Below are 16,520 nucleotides of genomic sequence, written 5' to 3' on the forward strand. Positions count from 1 at the left end.
ATGAAAGCCCCGTCGTTGCCCGCGATCCTGGGATAGTGCGCCGGCCAGGCCGCTGGACCGCGGCCCGGCCGGCCGGGTAATCTGCCGCCATGAACCAGCCGCCCCCCGCCGATATCCGCCCGCCCGACCCCAATGCCCTGCAACGGCGGGCCTCCGACCCGGAAAATTCCGTCTGGGTGGGGGCGTCGGCCGGCACGGGCAAGACCAAGGTGCTGACCGACCGGGTGCTGCGGCTGATGCTGGCCGGCACCGACCCGTCCCGCATCCTGTGCCTGACCTTCACCAAGGCGGCGGCGGCCGAAATGGCCAACCGCATCGCCGACCGCCTGTCCGTCTGGGCCGTGGCGGACGAGGACCGGCTGCATGCCAATCTGGTGGAACTGACCAACCGGCAGCCGACGCGGGCGGAGGTGGTGGCGGCCCGCCGCCTGTTCGCCCGCGTGCTGGACACGGCCGGGGGCATGAAGATCCAGACCATCCACGCCTTCTGCCAGTCGCTGCTGCGCCGCTTTCCGCTGGAGGCGGGCCTGGCGCCCAATTTCGAGGTCATGGACGACCGCACGGCAGAGGAGTTGCTGGCCGAGGCCAAGCAGGAGGTGCTGCTGGCCGGCCGTTTCGATCCCGAGGGGGCGCTGGCCGGGGCGGTGTCGTTGCTGACCGGTTCGGTATCGGAGGATGAATTCAACGACCTGCTCGCCGTCCTGACGGCCGAGCGCGGGCGGCTGAAGCGCATCCTGGACGAGGGGGGCGGACTGGCGGCCGCCATCGCGGCGCTGCGGGCCGGACTGGACGTGCCGGCGGGGGAAACGGATATGACCGTGCTGGCGCGGGCCTGCGCCGCCGGGGCCATGGACGAGCCGGGCCTGCGCCGGGCCTGTGCGGCACTGGCCACGGGCACCAAGACCGATGTCGAACGGGGGCTGGGCATCCAGCGCTGGCTGGATGGCGAGGCGTCCCAACGGGCGAGGGGTTGGGTTGACTACCAGCCGCTCTACCTGACGGCGGAGGGGGAACCCCGCAAGAGCCTGATGACCAAGAAGCCGTCGGAAGCCGATCCGATGGCGCTGGAGATCCTGCTGCGCGAGGCCGCCCGGCTGGTGGCGGTGGCGGAGGAGCGCCGCCGCGTCGCCGTGGCATCGCACACGGCGGCCCTGCTGTGCCTGGGCGAGGCGTTGCTGGACCGTTACCAGCGGCTGAAGGATGCGCGCGGCCTGCTGGATTTCGACGATCTGATCCTGTCGGCCTCCCGGCTTCTTCAGGGCGGGGCGGCGGCGGATGCCTGTGCCTGGGTGCTGTTCAAGCTGGATGGCGGCCTGGACCACGTGCTGATCGACGAGGCGCAGGACACCAACCCGGAGCAATGGGCCGTCGTCTCGGCCATCGTGGAGGAATTCTTCGCCGGCCTGGGCGCCCGCGACGACCGGGTGCGTACCCTGTTCGTGGTGGGGGATGACAAACAGTCGATCTTCAGCTTCCAGCGCGCCGATCCGGCCGAATTCGCCCGCATGCGCGACCATTTCGGCACCCGCGTCCGCCAGGCCGGGCGTATCTGGGACCCGGTGAACCTGACCACCAGCTTCCGGTCGGTGGGTGCCGTGCTGAAGGCCGTGGACAGGGTGTTCGCGGCCGGCACGGCGCGCGACGGCGTGGCGGCCGACGGGGTGGAGGTGCAGCACATCCCCTTCCGGCGCGGCATGGAAGGGCGGGTGGAGGTCTGGCCGCTGGTCAGCCCCGCCGACGCGGCCGACCCCGACCCCTGGTCGCTGCCCCTGACCCCCGAACAGGCCGACAAGCCCGTGGCGCGGCTGGCCCGGACCATGGCCGACCAGATCGCCCGCTGGCTGGCCGATGGCGAGATGCTGGTTTCCCGCGGGCGCCCCCTGCGTCCGGGCGACATCATGGTGCTGGTGCGCAGCCGCGACCAGTTCGTGGGCCATCTGGTGCGTGCGCTGAAGGACCGGGACGTGCCCGTGGCCGGCGTGGACCGCATGGTCCTGACGGAACAGATGGCCGTCATGGACCTGATGGCGCTGGCCCGCTTCCTGGTGCTGCCGGAAGACGACCTGAACCTGGCCGTTCTGCTGAAATCGCCCCTGGTCGGATTGACCGAGGACCAGCTTTTCCTGGCTGCGCACGGGCGGCCGGGCCGGCTGTGGGCGGCCCTGTCGCAGCGGGCGGGACAGGATGCGGCGCTGGCAGCAGCGCATGCCTATCTGCGCGACCTGCTGGCCGACACCGATTACCGCGCCCCTTATGAATTGTTCGCCGGCCTGCTGTCGCGCCCCTGCCCGGCCGACCCGGATGAGGGCGGATCGGGCCGGCGGGCCATCCTGGCCCGGCTGGGGGCGGAGGCGCAGGACCCGCTGGAGGAGTTCCTGACGGCCTGCCTGCTGTTCGAGCGCGAGCATGTCGCGTCCCTGCAGGGTTTCCTGCATTGGCTGGAGGCATCGCAGGCAGAGGTCAAGCGCGAACTGGATACCGGCGTCGGCGACGGGCCGGGCCAGGTGCGCATCATGACGGTCCACGGGTCCAAGGGCCTGCAGGCCCCCGTCGTCTTCCTGCCCGACACGATGCGCGAGCCGGACAAGAGCCCCAAGATATTGTGGCCCGAACGCCCCTTGCCAGGGGGGAACCCCCGCGATCAGGGGCACGATCCGGGGCCGGCCCTGCCGCTTTACGCCCCCCGGCGGGGGATGGAGGATGCGACGGCGGGGGCCCGCCGGGCCATCGCCAACCGGCGGCGTGACCAGGAATACCGGCGGCTGCTCTATGTCGCCCTGACACGGGCCGAAGACCGGCTGATCGTCTGCGGCTGGGAGCAATTGCGCAAGACGGGCGGGCCGGGGTCCTGGTACCGGCTGGTCGAAGGCGCGCTGGAGGGGCTGGCCGAGGTTCGGCCGTTCGATTTCACGGGCCTGTCACCCGCCGGATGGGCCGGGCCGGGCATGGTCCTGCATGAGACACAGACGGCCCCCGTGCCGCCCGCCCCGGCCACCACACCGGTGGAGACGGCGGGGATCGACCTGCCCGCCTGGGCACTGGCGACAGCGCCAAGGGACCCGACGCCGTCCCGGCCGCTGGCCCCGTCGCAGCCCGATGCGCCAGAACCGGCCCTGCGGTCCCCGCTGGGGGCGGATGACGGCCTGCGTTTCAAGCGCGGCAACCTGATCCACACGCTGTTGCAGGTCCTGCCGGAAACCGACCCCGCCCGCTGGGCCGACATGGCGGCGGCCTGGCTGGCACGGCCGGCCCACAGCCTGACGCCCGCCCAGCAGGGGGAAATCGCGACAGAGGCGTTGCGCGTGCTGACCGACCCGGCCTTCGCCCCGCTGTTCGCGCCGGGCAGCCGGGCCGAGGTGCCGCTGGTCGGGCTGGTGGGTGACCGCGCCCTGTCGGGCCGAATCGACCGGCTGTGCGTAACCGACGACGCCGTCTGGATCGTGGATTACAAGACCAACCGGCCGCCACCGCGCCTTGCCGCCGACGTGGCGGCGATCTACCTGCAGCAGATGGCCGCCTACCGGGCGGCCCTGTCGCGCATCTATCCGGGCCGGGCCGTGCGCTGCGTGCTGCTCTGGACCGACGGGCCTTTCGCCATGGAACTGCCCGACGGGCTTCTGGACCTGCACGCGCCGGGATAGGCACCGCGCGTCCAGGTCAAAGGCCCAGCGTCGCCAGGATGGGCGGACCCCAGTAGAACTTGGTGAAATAGTAGGTGCCGATGGTCAGCAGGGCCGCCGTCGCGGCCAGCCCGGCAGCGGCCAGCAGCCTGACCCCGCCCGGCACCATCAGGCCGCGGGCCCGGATGAAGACCTCCGCCACCATCAGGTTGGGCAGATAGAAGAAGAAGGCCATCACGATGTCGAAAGGCCCCGTGAAATCGTTGCTGTGCCCCAGCCGGCCCATCAGCATCAGCCAGATCCCGTAATCCATGCGGTAGAGCCAGGACCCGACGACCAGGGCGAACAGCCGGATGGCCCAGGCGCGGTGCCGGTCCAGCCGGCGGGTCCTTGCATGGCGGAAGGTTTCCACCGCGGCCAGCGTCACCAGCACGCCATAAAGGCCGAAGCCGACATCCATCGGCCATCCGCCGACCGTCCCCCTGACCAGGATGAATGCCAGACCGCCGATACCGGTGACGAAGGCCGCCAGCACATAGGCGCGGCCCGTCCAGCGGTGGAAGGCGGGAAAGCGCCGGCGGATGCCGGCCATCAACTGGACGGGACCGGCCAGCAGCAGCAGGGCCCCCGTCAGGAAATGGGCCCCCATCCCGATCAGGGCCAGCGGCGTTTCCGGTGCGTACAGACCCGGCAGGGTCTGGTTCCAGCGCTGCATGTCGCCATCCCCGATGGCCGCCACATAGAAGGCCAGCACATAGGCCCCGAACAGCGCGGCACTGGTCCAGGCAACCGCCACCAGCAGCCGGCCGGACAGGCCGAGCAGCAAGGTGCCGGCACCCCGCCTCAGCGGATCACCCGCGATCGACGACATCATCCCCCACCCCTCGCCCCCTTGATGAACGATCGTTTAACACGGATCTTTCAATTCACACAAGCGGTGCGCGGCGTGCCTCGTCATCCAGGGGAAGGCGCCGGCATGCCAGTGCTGTGCCCTTCATCCGCGGGCTACAGCGATCCAGCGGGTGACAAGATCGCCAAGGGCTGCCGAATGCGCTTCCAGGTGGGCCACCTCCCGGATCACCACCACCCCACGGTCGATGGCGGGCCATCGGGCCAGGCCGGCCGGGTCATCAAAATGGAAGCCCGTCAGATCCTTCGCCTTCGCCCCGCGGTGCAGGACGAGCCGGACGGCGCCATTGCGCTCCAGCCCCAGGGTCATCATGTGCATGCCATCCAGGGAAAAGCTGGGGGCGTTCCACTTGATGGTTTCCGTCAGGCCGGGGTGGCACGCCCGGATCAGGGCACGCAACCCCTGCGTAATGGTCAGCGCCCCCGCCGGCAGGTCCGCCAGATAGGCATCGACATGATCATAGGCCTTAGGTGGCATCAGGCTTCCTCCCCCTCATCCTCTTCCGCCTCTTCCGGCCCGCGGGACCCGTTGCGCTTTTCCAGCAGATTGTACTTGCGCAGATAGCCGCGGAACTGATGGTAGTTCAGGCCCAGGTCGGCGGCGGCGCGCTTCTGATGGAACTGGTTGCGTTCCATGGCGCTGCGCAGCAGGGCCTTCTCGAAATCGGCAACCAGCCCCTGGAAATCGCAGGGGCCCGCCGGCAGCGCGGGCGCGGCGGCCGCGGAGGGCGGGGCAACAGGCCCGGCACCGGGCGGCGGGGCCGGTGGTGGGACCCGTGCGGCCGGGGCCCCCGCAGGTGCCGGCGGCGCGGGCGCATCCTCGTAGATGGCCATCTGCTTGGGCCGCCAGGGGGACTGGAACGGATCGAAATGGATGTCGGTGATGGCCGATTCCGGGTCGGCGGCACGATAGACCGCACGCTCCACGACATTCTTCAACTCGCGCACATTGCCGGGCCAGTCATAGGCCAGCATCTGCTGCATCGCGTCGCTGCTGAAGCCCGCGAAGAAGGGGCGGCCCAGTTCACGCGCCATGGACACACCGAAATGTTCGGCCAGGATGGGGATATCCTCCGGCCGGGCGCGCATGGGCGGAATGGTGACCACATCGAAGGACAGGCGGTCCAACAGGTCGGCGCGGAACTTGCCCTGGTCGGCCAGGCGGGGCAGGTCGGCATTGGTCGCCCCCACCACGCGCACATCGATCTGGATCGTCGTGTTGCCGCCCACGCGCTCGAATTCCCCATATTCGATGACGCGCAGGATCTTCTCCTGCACCCGCAGCGTGGCCGTCGCGATCTCGTCCAGGAACAGCGTGCCGCCATCGGCCAGCTCGAACCGGCCGACATGCCGCTTGGCCGCCCCCGTGAAGGAACCGGCCTCGTGCCCGAACAGTTCCGTTTCCAGCAGCGTGTCGGACAGGGCGGCACAGTTCAGCTTCACAAAGGGCTTGTCCCAGCGCGTGGACAGGTAGTGCAGGCGGGCAGCCACCAGTTCCTTGCCGGTGCCGCGTTCCCCGATCACCAGGGTGGGCCGGTTCAGGGGGGCCGCCTGCGACACATGTTCCATCAGACCCAGGAAGGCGGGCGCCTGACCGATGAGCGACGGGGGATTGCTGGGGGGGGACATAAACTCTCTCGGCCGGTGTAAATCACGATCCGGGACGCGATCATAAGGCAAAGTGGGGGAATTGGCGAGGGAGTGGTGAAAATCACCAATCGATAGCCCATTTACCAGAAAGGTGCTTGTCGCCATAAGGACAGAAAATCAACAACTCATTGAAATTAAATGATTTTACTGACCCCTACAGCAGTTGGCACACCCCTTGCTTTTACTTCCACGACACCGGGGAACACCAAAGACCACAAGGAAGCCTGCGATGACCGACTTCACCTTTGACAACGGTATGGCCGATCAGCCGGCAACCAGCTACACCAAGCCCGCCGACGGGTTCTTCGCCCGTCACACGGGTGGCATGTTCCGGGATCTCTACGAGGATTTCCGGGCGGTGCCGGTGGAGGCCTGGATCATCCTTGCGGTCGCGACCGGTTTGAGCAACCTTTTCATTGCCCTTGCCTGAAGGAGACCCCGACATGGGCATTTTTTCCCGCCTCGGCGACATCGTCAATTCGAACATCAACGCCATCCTGGATCGTGCTGAGGACCCGGAAAAGCTGGTCCGCCTGATCATCCAGGAAATGGAGGACACCCTTGTCGAGGTGCGGTCCTCCGCCGTGAAGACGGTGGCGGAGAAGAAGGAGATCGAACGCCGCCTGACCGAGATCCGCCGCGAGTCGGAGGATTGGCAGCGCAAGGCCGAGTTCGCCCTTTCCAAGGACCGCGAGGATCTGGCCAAGGGTGCGCTGGTGGCCAAGGCCAAGCTGGCCGAAGCCGCCGAGCAGATGGCGACCGAACTGGGCCGCCTGGACAGCGCGCTGGCCAAGACCAACGAGGATATCGGTGCGCTGCAACAGAAGCTGGCCGATGCCAAGACCCGCGAAAAGGCCTTGATTGCGCGGCATAAAACCGCCACCAACCGCCTGAAGGTCCGCACCCAGCTCTATGACGACCGGATCACGGATGCGTTCTCCCGCTTCGAGCAGGTCGAGCGCAACCTGGATGTCCTGGAAGGCAAGTCCGAAGTGCTGGGCATGGGCCGGTCGAAGAGCCTGGACGAGGAGATCGCCGAACTGGAAGCCGAGTCCAAGGTGGAATCGGAACTGGCGGCGCTCAAGGCCAAGCTCGCGGCCAAGGATCAGCAGCAGGGGTAACCCTTGACCGGGGGTCCCCCGCGTGGGAATGCAGGGGGTCCCCCTTGAAGGAGGGCTGGGCCTTGGGAGAAGGGGGCAACTATGCCTGATGGAGTGTTTGTCGTCGCCATCATCTTCATGGTGATCGTGGCGCCCGTCTGGATCATCTTCCACTATGTCACCCGCTGGCGCATCGCCAAGACCCTGTCGTCGGACGATGAGCAGATGCTGGCTGACCTGTGGCACAGCGCCAACAAGATGGAAGACCGCATCCGGCAACTGGAGAAGATCCTGGATGCCGAGGCCCCGGGCTGGAGGACGAAGGCATGACCTGCAAGCGTCGTGACCCGGGGGTGCCGCCCCCCTTTCCCGGCCGTGACCAGATCCGGTCGCGCCGGGGCCGGGGGGGATCCGACTGGCAGCAGGAGTATTTCGGCAAACGTCCGGACCAGAGCTGGGCCGACTATTTCGGCCTGGGTCCCGGCAGCTTCCGCATGGGGCCCGACGGCCGGCGTGCCAGCCATGAGGGCTGGGCCGGCGAAATGGGAACGATGCGGGAAGGGGAGGACAACATGGGCAACACCGCCACCCCCTACAGGCTCTGGCGCAGCCGTACCAATTCGAAGATCGCCGGCGTATGCGGCGGCATCGCCGAATATGCCAATGTCGATGCCTGGATCGTCCGGGTCGGCTTCATCATCGGCTTCTTCTTCTTTACGCCCGTCGTGCTGTTCGGCTACCTGATCCTGTGGTGGCTGCTGAAGGAACGGCCGGCCGGCCTTTATGAAAGCCGGGAGGAAGAGGTGTTCTGGCATTCCGTCGCCACCAAACCCGATCAGACCTTGTCCAGCCTGCGGACCAAGTTCCGCGACCTGGATCGTGAGATCGGCAAGCTGGAAGGCTTCGTGGCATCGCGCGAATATGACCTGCACCGGCAATTCCGCGACCTGGAACGCAAGTAGCGGCGGGGGTCCCGGCCAGCACCCCCTTCCTCCCTCTTCGTCGGGTGAAATGCGATGACCCCTTTCATGATCCCCGTCCTGGCGCTGCTGATCCCCATCGTAGCCATCATCGCCCGTGGTGTCCGGCGCTGGCATGAGATCGATATCGAGACAGCGCAGGCCGATGTGGACCTGCGCCGCCGCTTCCGGATGCTGGATGATATCGATCGCCGGGTGGCCGGCATCGAGCGCTATGTCACCAGTCCGGAATTCCACCTGAACCGGCAGTTCCGCGACCTGGAACGCCCGTCCCCCTGAGGCCATCCTCCAGCCCCGCAGAGGCACGCGCCCATGTTCAATTCACCCTTTATCGTGCCGGTCGTGGCCCTGATGATCCCCATCGTGGCCATTGTCATGAAGTACCTGACCCAGATGCGCGCCATGCGCGTTGGCGGCCTGTCCGAGGGGGCCGCAGCCGAACTGTCGGACCGTGCATCCCGCCTGGAAGACCGGGTTCTGCAGCTTGAGAAGATCCTGGACGCCGAGGCGCCGGGCTGGCGCTCCCGGGCCTGACCGGTCCTCCCCCCAATCATAGCACCAAGGCAAAAGGGCCTTTCAGGCCGCCGGCAGGCGTCTTGAAAAGCCCTTTTCACGTCCACGGGATGCCCGTCGGGCACATTCTTTGTCACGATGGCAATTTTGCGGGTGGCAAATATCGATCCCGGTCCTAGATTGACAGGAAGAGGAAACGCCAATAGGGCCGACAACATGGCCGCAACCGTTCAGTTTTCAAGTCCGATGCAGGAATATTGCATCGCACAAACAACTTGCCGTCACCATGTCAAACGCCAGTTTGATGTGAAAAGCAGGCGCATTGCCCGCTTTGTTATGGTTACAATATTTTTAACTATTGTACTGAGCACGATATCACACTGGCGTGTGGCAGCCTTGTCCTTGCCGGTACCGGCAATCGGCTGGCGCCGCCGGCTGCCGCCGCTCATGGCGCTGGGCCTGCTGATGGGACTGGTTTTCTTCGCCAATGCGCCCGCGCTGGCGGTGGCTTGGGAAGGCCGGATGGACCCCCTGCCCCAGTACCGTACCTATTGCCAGACCTATGGCGCGCGCGATCCCGGCTGCCATATCAGCCTGGGCGGGCAGACCGACAGGCTGGCAGGACCGGACCGGATCGGCGGCGGTGGTCGCACAACGCTGGGCATGGCGGCGCTGGTTCATCGCCAGGTGGTCGGCGACCTGATCTACCGCACGGAAGCCGAGGATGTATGGCAGATACTGGGCAGTGTCGGCACGGGCATGGAAGGCGATTGCGACGATGTGGTGATGACCACCATCGCCCGGCTGGTGCGCCGCGGCTTTCCGCGGGCCGCCTTGCGCGCCACCATTGTGAAATTGCCCGGCGATGGCGGTCATCACCTGATCCTGGCCGTTCGCATGGGAAAGGCCGGCCCGAAAGCGGACCCGAAAGCCGACCCGAAAGCGGAAATGTACCTGGATGACCGGCATCGCCGGCCCATGCGGGCCGACCAGCTTGTCGCCCAGGGCTATCATTTCGTGGCACAGGAAGTGCCGGGGGAACAATATTGGCGCTGGGCCGCCCGGCAACCCTCGACCGATCTGCAAACAGCGGGTTGACGTTACGTAACCCGCATCCTATTTGTTCGATACACCCCGACCAAAGTCGAGAGGCTGCCGTCCTTTTCCAACGCTTTTGAGCTTATTTGCAAATTCCAGTAAAAAAACCTTCGCCTCCGATTAATTAGGAAGGCTTTTCTGATTGTTTATTGAGCAAATGTATAAAACCTTCGGCAGCCTGCCCTTGAATTGAGCATCTCGGCCTCGCCTGCCATCCTCCCCCTTCCTTGATTTCGCACATGCGGCAAGGTGGCACGCTTGTTGCTGTAATTCCGTTTCATATCAGTCGGGTCGGGCCCCTTTCCAGCCCCGGCCGGCTTGTCGGATATGAAGGATGATATGGCAAAGCATGCCGTGAGGGTTGCTGTCAGAAATGTCGTCAAGGTGGTCACGGCGCCACCGCATGTAACCGGTGCGGGTGGCAGGAAGGCAGAGATCGAGACTGCCGCGATGGCCCGCACCCAGCCGCAGCCGGAGCTTTTATCCGGTGTTTCCTGGGATGCCGGCCGTCGGGTGTGGCTGGTACGTCCCGCATCCGCTCCGGCCCGCGGCTAGGGGCCGCACCACCGGGGTGTCCAACAAAGGAGGAAGAATGTTGAAGCGGTTGGGTAGCCTTCTCATGCTCTGCGCGGCGTTGACGGCCTGCAAGGAAGAGGTGGGGGAGATCAAGCGCACGGATGTGCCGAATTTTCCCATCGCATCCTCGGTCCTGGTGCCGGCAGGGTCCGACCTTGTCTTCCTCAGCGGCACGGTGCCGCCCGTCGTCAACAAGGATGCGCCCCAGGGCAGTATCGAGGTGTATGGCGACACACAGACCCAGACCGTCAATGTGCTGACCCGCATTCAGGAGACGCTGAAGGCCCAGGGGCTGACCATGGGCGACGTGGTGCTGATGCATGTCTATCTGGTGGGGGACCCGGCCAAGGACGGGATGATGGATTTCGCCGGCATGATGGCCGGCTATACGCAGTTCTTCGGAACGGCGGAGCAGCCGAACAAGCCCGCCCGCTCCACGGTGCAGATCGCCGGCCTTGTCGTGCCGGGAATGCTGGTGGAGATCGAGGTGGTGGCCGCCAAGGCCGGGAAGTGATCGGAAAGGGCCGGTCCGGGGGCATGGGAAAGCCACCGGCCGGCCCTTATCGGTTCAGGCTGCGGCGCTTCAGGCACAACCCCCTGAAGCGCGGATCGCGGCGCAACGAAAGCCGGCACCCATCCGATACCGTCATCATCGGATCGGTGCGGTGCCGGGATCAACCGCTTCCGGCCCTTGGGTAGGGGACGGACGGCGGACCAGCGGGAAGGCACACGGGCACGATGACCGGAAAACCGGCGCGGACCCGCCCCGACCCTCATGGAGCCCCGGGCGAACCGGGGCCGCTTCGGGACGAGACGCAACCGAGAAGGAGGACCAAACAACCGAGTTGAACAGGGGACCTCTCAAATGCAGGTGAACAACACCAAGCCGGCCAGCCGCGCCATCGTGCGCAAGGCCGCACTCGGCATCCTATGCACGACCAGCCTGCTGCCGCTGACCGCATTGCCGGCCGTGGCCCAGTCATTGGAACTGGAAGAAATCATCGTCACCGGCACGCGCGTTGCCAACCGCACCGCCACGGAAAGCCTGGCACCCATCGATGTGCTGGGGGCGGGCGATCTGGAAAAGCAGGCCTTCACCGATACCAACGACATTCTGCGCACCCTGGTGCCGTCCTTCAATGTCAGCCGCAACGGCATTTCCGACGGTTCCACCTTCGTCCGTCCGCCGACCCTGCGCGGCCTGCCGCCCGACCAGACGCTGGTGCTGGTGAACGGCAAGCGCCGCCACCGCTCGGCCCTGGTCCAGCTTTCCGGCGGTGCGCTGGCGGCCGGCGCGCAGGCGCCCGACCTGTCGCAGATCCCCGCCATCGCCATCAAGCAGGTGGAAGTGCTGCGCGACGGTGCCGCCGCCCAGTACGGGTCGGATGCCATTGCCGGCGTGATGAATTTCCAGCTCAAGGATGCGTCGGAAGGGGGCAGCGCCCAGATCCAGTACGGCTCCACCTATGAGGGCGATGGCGACAATGTGAAGGCGGCCGCCAATGTCGGCCTGCCCCTGGGGCCAAGCGGCTTCTTCAACCTGTCCGCCGAATACAGCCAGAGCGACCCGACCGACCGCGGCGTGCAGGACCCGCGCGCGCCTGCCGGCATGAGCCGGCTGGCCATGAACTGGGGCGACCCCGATGCCGAGGCGACGCGCATCTTCGTGAATGCCGGCATCGATCTGACGGACACGCAGAGCATCTACCTGTTCGGCAATTACGGCGACAGCAGCGCCAATGGCAGCTTCTACTACCGTCCGCCCGACCCCACCCATGCCGTGAACGGCCCGATCCTGCCGGTTCCCGGCGACCCCAACGGCTTCTCCTTCGTCGAATGGTTCCCGGAGGGCTTCACACCCCGCTTCTTCGGCGATGTGAAGGACGCCTCCATCGTCGGCGGCTTCAAGCATGAGCTGGACAGCGGCCTGATCTACAATGTCAGCGGTTCCTTCGGGCGCAGCCAGATCGACTACCACCTGAAGAACACCGTCAACCCCTCCATGGGGCCGGACAGCCCGACGGAATTCTATGTCGGCCGCCTGGTCCAGGAGGAGCAGAACGTCAATATCGACCTGTCCTATCCCGTTGAGGTGGGCTGGGCCAGCCCGCTGAACGTGGCCGTGGGCACGGAATACCGGCGGGAGCTTTACGAGATTTCGCCGGGCGAGACGGCCTCCTACACGGTCGGGCCCTACGCCTCCTATACCGACCCGGCCACGGGCGCGCTGATGGGCATGCCCATCGGTTCCAACGGCTATCCGGGTTTCCGGCCGGAGGATAGCGGCGAGTTCAAGCGCGACAACATCGCCTTCTACATCGATACCGAAGCCGACGTGACGGACAGCTTCTCCATCGGGGCCGCCGCCCGGTACGAGGATTTCGATTATTTCGGTTCCACCTTCAACTGGAAGATCTCCAGCCGCCTGGAACTGACCGAGGAACTGGCCATCCGCGGGTCGGTGAATACCGGCTTCCGCGCGCCCACGCCGGGCCAGTCGCAGACCTCTTCGGTGCAGACCTACTTCCCGGCCGGCAGTTCCAGCCCCGTGGCGCGCGGCACCTATCCGGCCGGCAGCGTCGTGGCGCAATATTTCGGCGCCACCCCGCTGAAGGAGGAGGAAAGCACGAACTTCGCCGGCGGCTTCGTGGCCAACCTGGATTTCGTGCTGCTGACGGTCGATTACTACAACATCAAGGTGAAGGACCGCATCGCCCTGTCGGAGGAGAAGTTCCCGACCGCCGCCGACCGCGCGGCCCTGGCCGCCCTGGGCGTGCCGGGTGCCAACACGCTGGGCGCCGTCAACTACTTTACCAACGCCTTCGACACAAGGACGCAGGGCATCGATCTGGTGGCCAGCAGCACGGTGCCCGTTGGTGATGGCAAGGTCGATCTGACCGCGGCCCTCAACTACAACAAGACCAAGGTCACCGACCGCGACCCCACGGTCATCGGTGATGACCGCATGGCCGATCTGGAACGGCAATTGCCGCGCTACCGGGGCAATTTCACGGCCATCTATTCGCTGGATGCCTTCTCCATTCTGGGCCGCGCCAGCTATTACGGCAAGTTCACGGATACCGGCAATTACGGCAAGACCTTCGGGTCGGAATGGCTGTTCGACGCGGAGATGAGCTACACCTTCTACGACCAGCTCACGCTGACCGTCGGTGTGCAGAACCTGTTCGACAATTATCCCGACAAGGTGGACGCGCTGGCCGGCGGCGGTTACGCCGTGGGTCAGGTTTATCCCGACACCTCGCCCATGGGTTACAATGGCGGCGTCTATTACGTCCGTCTTGGCGTGACCTTCTAAGCTTCATGACCCGGTCCGGCCCGCAGGCACAGTGCTGCGGGCCGGATGCCGGGCGTCCGATGCTTCTTGCTTGAGGCCATGATGGTAGCAAAGATGAACATGCCGTCGCGCCAGCGCATGACGCGGCGTGATCTGCTGGCCATGATCGGCACGGCTGCCGGCGGTTCCGTCATGTACCAGGCGGCGACGTCGCTGGGATATGCGGCGGAATCCGGTTTCAAGGGCCCGCCCGGCCTGTCCGGCGCGCCCAAGGGCACGTCGGTCCTGATCCTGGGGGCCGGCGTGGCGGGGCTGGTCGCGGCCTATGAACTGGGCAGGGCCGGGTACAAGGTGCAGGTGCTGGAATATCGCGACCGGCCCGGCGGCCGGGCCTGGACGCTGCGCGGCGGCGATGAATATACCGAACTGGGCGGTTATACCCAGAAGGTCGGGTTCGACCAGGGGCATTACCTGAACCCCGGTCCCTGGCGCATTCCCTATCACCATCGCGCCGTCCTGCATTATTGCCACGAACTGGGCGTGACGCTGGAGCCCTTCTTCCAGGTCAACTACAACGCCTATGTCCATTCCCGGGATGCGTTCGGCGGCAAGCCGCAGCGTTATCGCCACGTCATGGCCGATTTCCATGGCCATGTCGCCGAACTGCTGGCCAAGCTGGGCCACAAGGGCGGCCTGGACGCGGAGGTCAGCCGGGAGGACAAGGAAAAACTGATCGAGGCGATGCAGGATTGGGGGGCGCTGGACGAGAACTACGCCTACAAGGCCAGCCCGCTGACCAGCAACCGCCGCGGTTTCGAGAAGGACCCCGGCGGCGGCCTGTCGGGCGAGCCCGTCCCATCCAAGCCCATCGATTTTTCCCAGCTTCTGCAATCGGGCCTGTGGCGGGCCATTGGCACGGGATCAGGTTACGAATTCCAGACCGCCCTGTTCCAGCCCGTGGGCGGCATGGACCAGATCCCCCGTGCCCTGGCCGCGCAGGTGAAGGACAAGATCACCTACAATGCCAAGGTGACGGAGATCGCTCAGGATGGCGGCGGCGTCACCGTGTCCCATGTCGATGCGCAGAAGGGCGGGGCCGTGCGCACGGACAGGGCCGACTGGTGCCTGTGTACCATTCCGCTGTCGATCCTGTCGCAGATCCCCAAGAATGTGTCGGCGGAAATGGACGCCGCCATCAATGCCGTCCCCTATGAGGCGGCCCTGAAGATCGGCCTGCAGTTCAAACGCCGGTTCTGGGAACAGGATGAGGAGATTTATGGCGGCATCACCTATACCGACCTGCCCATCTCCGTCATCGGCTATCCGAACAGCCTTTACGGCTCCAAGGGCAAGGGCGTGCTGCTGGGGGCCTATCCCTGGGGGCCCTTCGCCTACGAGTTTGCCGCCATGACGCCGGAGGAACGGGTGCGCAAGGCGGTGGAATATGGCGCCAAAATCCACCCGCAATATCCCAAGGAGTTCGACACCGGCGTGGCGGTGGCCTGGCACCGGGTGCCATGGACGCTGGGCTGCTTCGGCGTGTGGACCGAGCAGAGCCGGGCGGAGCATTACCAGAACCTGTGCCAGATCGATGGCCGCCTGCTGCTGGCCGGCGAACATGCCTCCTACCTGCCGGCCTGGCAGGAAGGGGCCATCGCCTCGTCGCTGGACGCCATCACGCGGCTGCACCAGCGCGTGATCGCCAAATGATCCATCAGGGAAACAAGACGATGTGTCATCGCATCCTTTCCGCCTTTGCCCTGTCGCTGGCCCTGCTGGGGCCTTCGGCCGGGTCCGTCCTGGCCCAGTCGACCGATGCCCAGACCAGCGATTTCGCCGATGCCCGCCGCTTCCCCTATCAGGATGGCGGGCAGCTTTATCGCGCCATCTGCCAGGGCTGCCACATGCCGGCCGGTCAGGGTGCCGTGGGTGCCGGGGCCTATCCCGCCCTGGCATCCAACCCCAACCTGGAGGCCGGCGCCTATCCCATCCACCTGATCGTCAACGGACAGAAGGCCATGCCGTCTTTCCACTACCTGTCGGACGAGCAGGTGGCAGCCATCGTGAACTATGTGCGCACCCATTTCGGAAATGATTACAAGGACGCCGTGACCCCGGCCGACGTTAAGGAGATGCGGCCGGCCCATGATTGACGCGGCGGCGCCAGGGCACACGCCCGTCCTGCGCCCGGCCGTGATGGCGGACCGGCCGGCGCTGGCGGCGCTGATGGAACGGTCGGTCCGCGGTCTCAGCCGCGACCATTATGCACCCGGCCAGATCGACGGGTCGTTGAAGACCATCTTCGGCATCGACGGTACCCTGATCGCAGACGGAACCTATTTCGTGGTCACCATGGGCGGTGCCTATGCTGCCTGCGGCGGCTGGAGCCGGCGGCGCACCCTGTTCGGCGGGGATCAGGCGGCGGGCCGTTCGCCCGACCGGCTGGACCCGGCCATCGATGCCGCCCGCATCCGGGCTTTCTTCGTCGATCCCGCCTTTGCCCGGCGGGGAATCGGCCGCCTGCTGATGCGGGCGTCCGAACAGGCAGCCCGGGCAGAAGGCTTCACCTGGCTGGAACTGATGGCCACGCTGCCGGGCGTGCCGCTCTATACGGCCATGGGCTTCACGGCCACCGGCAGGCATGAGGAGACATTGCCCGGCGGCGACACGATCGCCTTCGTCCCCATGCGCAAGCGGATCGGCAACGCGACCGGGTAGACCCGGCCCTTGTCCCGGGGCCGATTCTCCGACCACCGACCACACATGGTATTCTACCAGC

16 protein-coding genes are annotated in these 16,520 nt (G+C 66.1%); 13 read left to right on the forward strand and 3 right to left on the reverse strand.

Features of this window, described 5'->3' with window-relative positions; all coding sequences use genetic code 11:
- The first annotated feature begins 89 nt into the window (after positions 1-89).
- Positions 90-3,641, forward strand: coding sequence for a double-strand break repair helicase AddA (gene addA, locus ABC728_RS14165; protein ID WP_416618987.1), 3,552 nt, complete (start codon positions 90-92; stop codon positions 3,639-3,641).
- A gap of 16 nt (positions 3,642-3,657) precedes the next feature.
- On the opposite strand, the gene ABC728_RS14170 is transcribed toward addA, so the two are convergent.
- The 3 genes from ABC728_RS14170 to pspF form a co-directional block, all read right to left on the reverse strand.
- The gene (locus tag ABC728_RS14170; RefSeq protein ID WP_416618988.1) at positions 3,658-4,494 is read right to left on the reverse strand and encodes a DUF2306 domain-containing protein; all 837 of its coding nucleotides are present in this window, start codon (positions 4,492-4,494) and stop codon (positions 3,658-3,660) included.
- 120 nt (positions 4,495-4,614) lie between these two features.
- The gene (locus ABC728_RS14175) at positions 4,615-5,007 is read right to left on the reverse strand and encodes a DUF1801 domain-containing protein (RefSeq protein ID WP_416618989.1); all 393 of its coding nucleotides are present in this window, start codon (positions 5,005-5,007) and stop codon (positions 4,615-4,617) included.
- Positions 5,007-6,158, reverse strand: coding sequence for a phage shock protein operon transcriptional activator (pspF, locus tag ABC728_RS14180; protein WP_416618990.1), 1,152 nt, complete (start codon positions 6,156-6,158; stop codon positions 5,007-5,009). The genes ABC728_RS14175 and pspF overlap by 1 nt, the downstream gene beginning before the upstream one ends.
- 250 nt (positions 6,159-6,408) lie before the next feature.
- Here pspF and ABC728_RS14185 point away from each other — a divergent pair, with 250 nt between their 5' ends.
- The 12 genes from ABC728_RS14185 to ABC728_RS14240 all read left to right on the forward strand — a co-directional run bounded on the left by ABC728_RS14185 (position 6,409) and on the right by ABC728_RS14240 (position 16,459).
- Positions 6,409-6,609 carry a hypothetical protein gene (locus ABC728_RS14185; RefSeq protein WP_416618991.1) on the forward strand — a complete coding sequence of 67 codons (201 nt, stop codon included), beginning with the start codon at positions 6,409-6,411 and terminating at the stop codon, positions 6,607-6,609.
- A gap of 13 nt (positions 6,610-6,622) precedes the next feature.
- Positions 6,623-7,300, forward strand: coding sequence for a phage shock protein PspA (gene pspA, locus ABC728_RS14190; RefSeq protein WP_416618992.1), 678 nt, complete (start codon positions 6,623-6,625; stop codon positions 7,298-7,300).
- 81 nt (positions 7,301-7,381) lie between these two features.
- Positions 7,382-7,609: an envelope stress response membrane protein PspB gene (pspB, locus tag ABC728_RS14195; RefSeq protein ID WP_416618993.1), complete on the forward strand. Its 228-nt coding sequence runs from the start codon at positions 7,382-7,384 to the stop codon at positions 7,607-7,609.
- Positions 7,606-8,241: an envelope stress response membrane protein PspC gene (gene pspC, locus ABC728_RS14200; protein WP_445376578.1), complete on the forward strand. Its 636-nt coding sequence runs from the start codon at positions 7,606-7,608 to the stop codon at positions 8,239-8,241. Before pspB ends, pspC begins: the two co-directional genes overlap by 4 nt.
- Positions 8,242-8,295: 54 nt before the next feature.
- The gene (locus ABC728_RS14205; RefSeq protein WP_416618995.1) at positions 8,296-8,538 is read left to right on the forward strand and encodes a hypothetical protein; all 243 of its coding nucleotides are present in this window, start codon (positions 8,296-8,298) and stop codon (positions 8,536-8,538) included.
- 33 nt (positions 8,539-8,571) lie between these two features.
- Entirely contained in the window at positions 8,572-8,793 is a 222-nt protein-coding gene (locus ABC728_RS14210) for an envelope stress response membrane protein PspB (RefSeq protein ID WP_416618996.1), read from the forward strand.
- A gap of 381 nt (positions 8,794-9,174) precedes the next feature.
- Complete coding sequence (locus ABC728_RS14215; protein WP_416618997.1) at positions 9,175-9,870, forward strand: transglutaminase-like cysteine peptidase; 696 nt, start codon at positions 9,175-9,177, stop codon at positions 9,868-9,870.
- Between the two features lie 592 nt (positions 9,871-10,462).
- Positions 10,463-10,960 carry a RidA family protein gene (locus ABC728_RS14220; RefSeq protein WP_416618998.1) on the forward strand — a complete coding sequence of 166 codons (498 nt, stop codon included), beginning with the start codon at positions 10,463-10,465 and terminating at the stop codon, positions 10,958-10,960.
- A 351-nt stretch (positions 10,961-11,311) separates the two neighbouring features.
- Entirely contained in the window at positions 11,312-13,762 is a 2,451-nt protein-coding gene (locus ABC728_RS14225) for a TonB-dependent receptor plug domain-containing protein (protein ID WP_416618999.1), read from the forward strand.
- A 93-nt stretch (positions 13,763-13,855) separates the two neighbouring features.
- A complete protein-coding gene (locus ABC728_RS14230; protein WP_416619000.1) occupies positions 13,856-15,451 on the forward strand; it encodes a flavin monoamine oxidase family protein in 1,596 nt (531 codons plus the stop codon).
- 20 nt (positions 15,452-15,471) lie between these two features.
- Complete coding sequence (locus ABC728_RS14235; protein WP_416619001.1) at positions 15,472-15,894, forward strand: c-type cytochrome; 423 nt, start codon at positions 15,472-15,474, stop codon at positions 15,892-15,894.
- Positions 15,887-16,459 (forward strand): GNAT family N-acetyltransferase, encoded by a 573-nt coding sequence (locus tag ABC728_RS14240; RefSeq protein ID WP_416619002.1) that lies wholly within the window; start codon positions 15,887-15,889, stop codon positions 16,457-16,459. The genes ABC728_RS14235 and ABC728_RS14240 overlap by 8 nt, the downstream gene beginning before the upstream one ends.
- The last annotated feature ends 61 nt before the right edge of the window (positions 16,460-16,520 follow it).

The sequence above is a fragment of the Niveispirillum fermenti genome (assembly GCF_052474395.1).

Excerpts from the sequence above, each read along its gene's own strand:
- ABC728_RS14220 (WP_416618998.1), top strand. The coding sequence starts at position 10,463 with ATGTTGAAGCGGTTGGGTAGCCTTCTCATGCTCTGCGCGGCGTTGACG.
- ABC728_RS14225 (WP_416618999.1), top strand. The coding sequence starts at position 11,312 with ATGCAGGTGAACAACACCAAGCCGGCCAGCCGCGCCATCGTGCGCAAG.
- pspC (WP_445376578.1), top strand. The coding sequence starts at position 7,606 with ATGACCTGCAAGCGTCGTGACCCGGGGGTGCCGCCCCCCTTTCCCGGC.
- addA (WP_416618987.1), top strand. The coding sequence starts at position 90 with ATGAACCAGCCGCCCCCCGCCGATATCCGCCCGCCCGACCCCAATGCC.
- ABC728_RS14210 (WP_416618996.1), top strand. The coding sequence starts at position 8,572 with ATGTTCAATTCACCCTTTATCGTGCCGGTCGTGGCCCTGATGATCCCC.
- pspF (WP_416618990.1), bottom strand. The coding sequence starts at position 6,158 with ATGTCCCCCCCCAGCAATCCCCCGTCGCTCATCGGTCAGGCGCCCGCC.
- pspB (WP_416618993.1), top strand. The coding sequence starts at position 7,382 with ATGCCTGATGGAGTGTTTGTCGTCGCCATCATCTTCATGGTGATCGTG.
- ABC728_RS14175 (WP_416618989.1), bottom strand. The coding sequence starts at position 5,007 with ATGCCACCTAAGGCCTATGATCATGTCGATGCCTATCTGGCGGACCTG.
- ABC728_RS14170 (WP_416618988.1), bottom strand. The coding sequence starts at position 4,494 with ATGATGTCGTCGATCGCGGGTGATCCGCTGAGGCGGGGTGCCGGCACC.
- pspA (WP_416618992.1), top strand. The coding sequence starts at position 6,623 with ATGGGCATTTTTTCCCGCCTCGGCGACATCGTCAATTCGAACATCAAC.
- ABC728_RS14235 (WP_416619001.1), top strand. The coding sequence starts at position 15,472 with ATGTGTCATCGCATCCTTTCCGCCTTTGCCCTGTCGCTGGCCCTGCTG.
- ABC728_RS14185 (WP_416618991.1), top strand. The coding sequence starts at position 6,409 with ATGACCGACTTCACCTTTGACAACGGTATGGCCGATCAGCCGGCAACC.
- ABC728_RS14240 (WP_416619002.1), top strand. The coding sequence starts at position 15,887 with ATGATTGACGCGGCGGCGCCAGGGCACACGCCCGTCCTGCGCCCGGCC.
- ABC728_RS14205 (WP_416618995.1), top strand. The coding sequence starts at position 8,296 with ATGACCCCTTTCATGATCCCCGTCCTGGCGCTGCTGATCCCCATCGTA.
- ABC728_RS14230 (WP_416619000.1), top strand. The coding sequence starts at position 13,856 with ATGAACATGCCGTCGCGCCAGCGCATGACGCGGCGTGATCTGCTGGCC.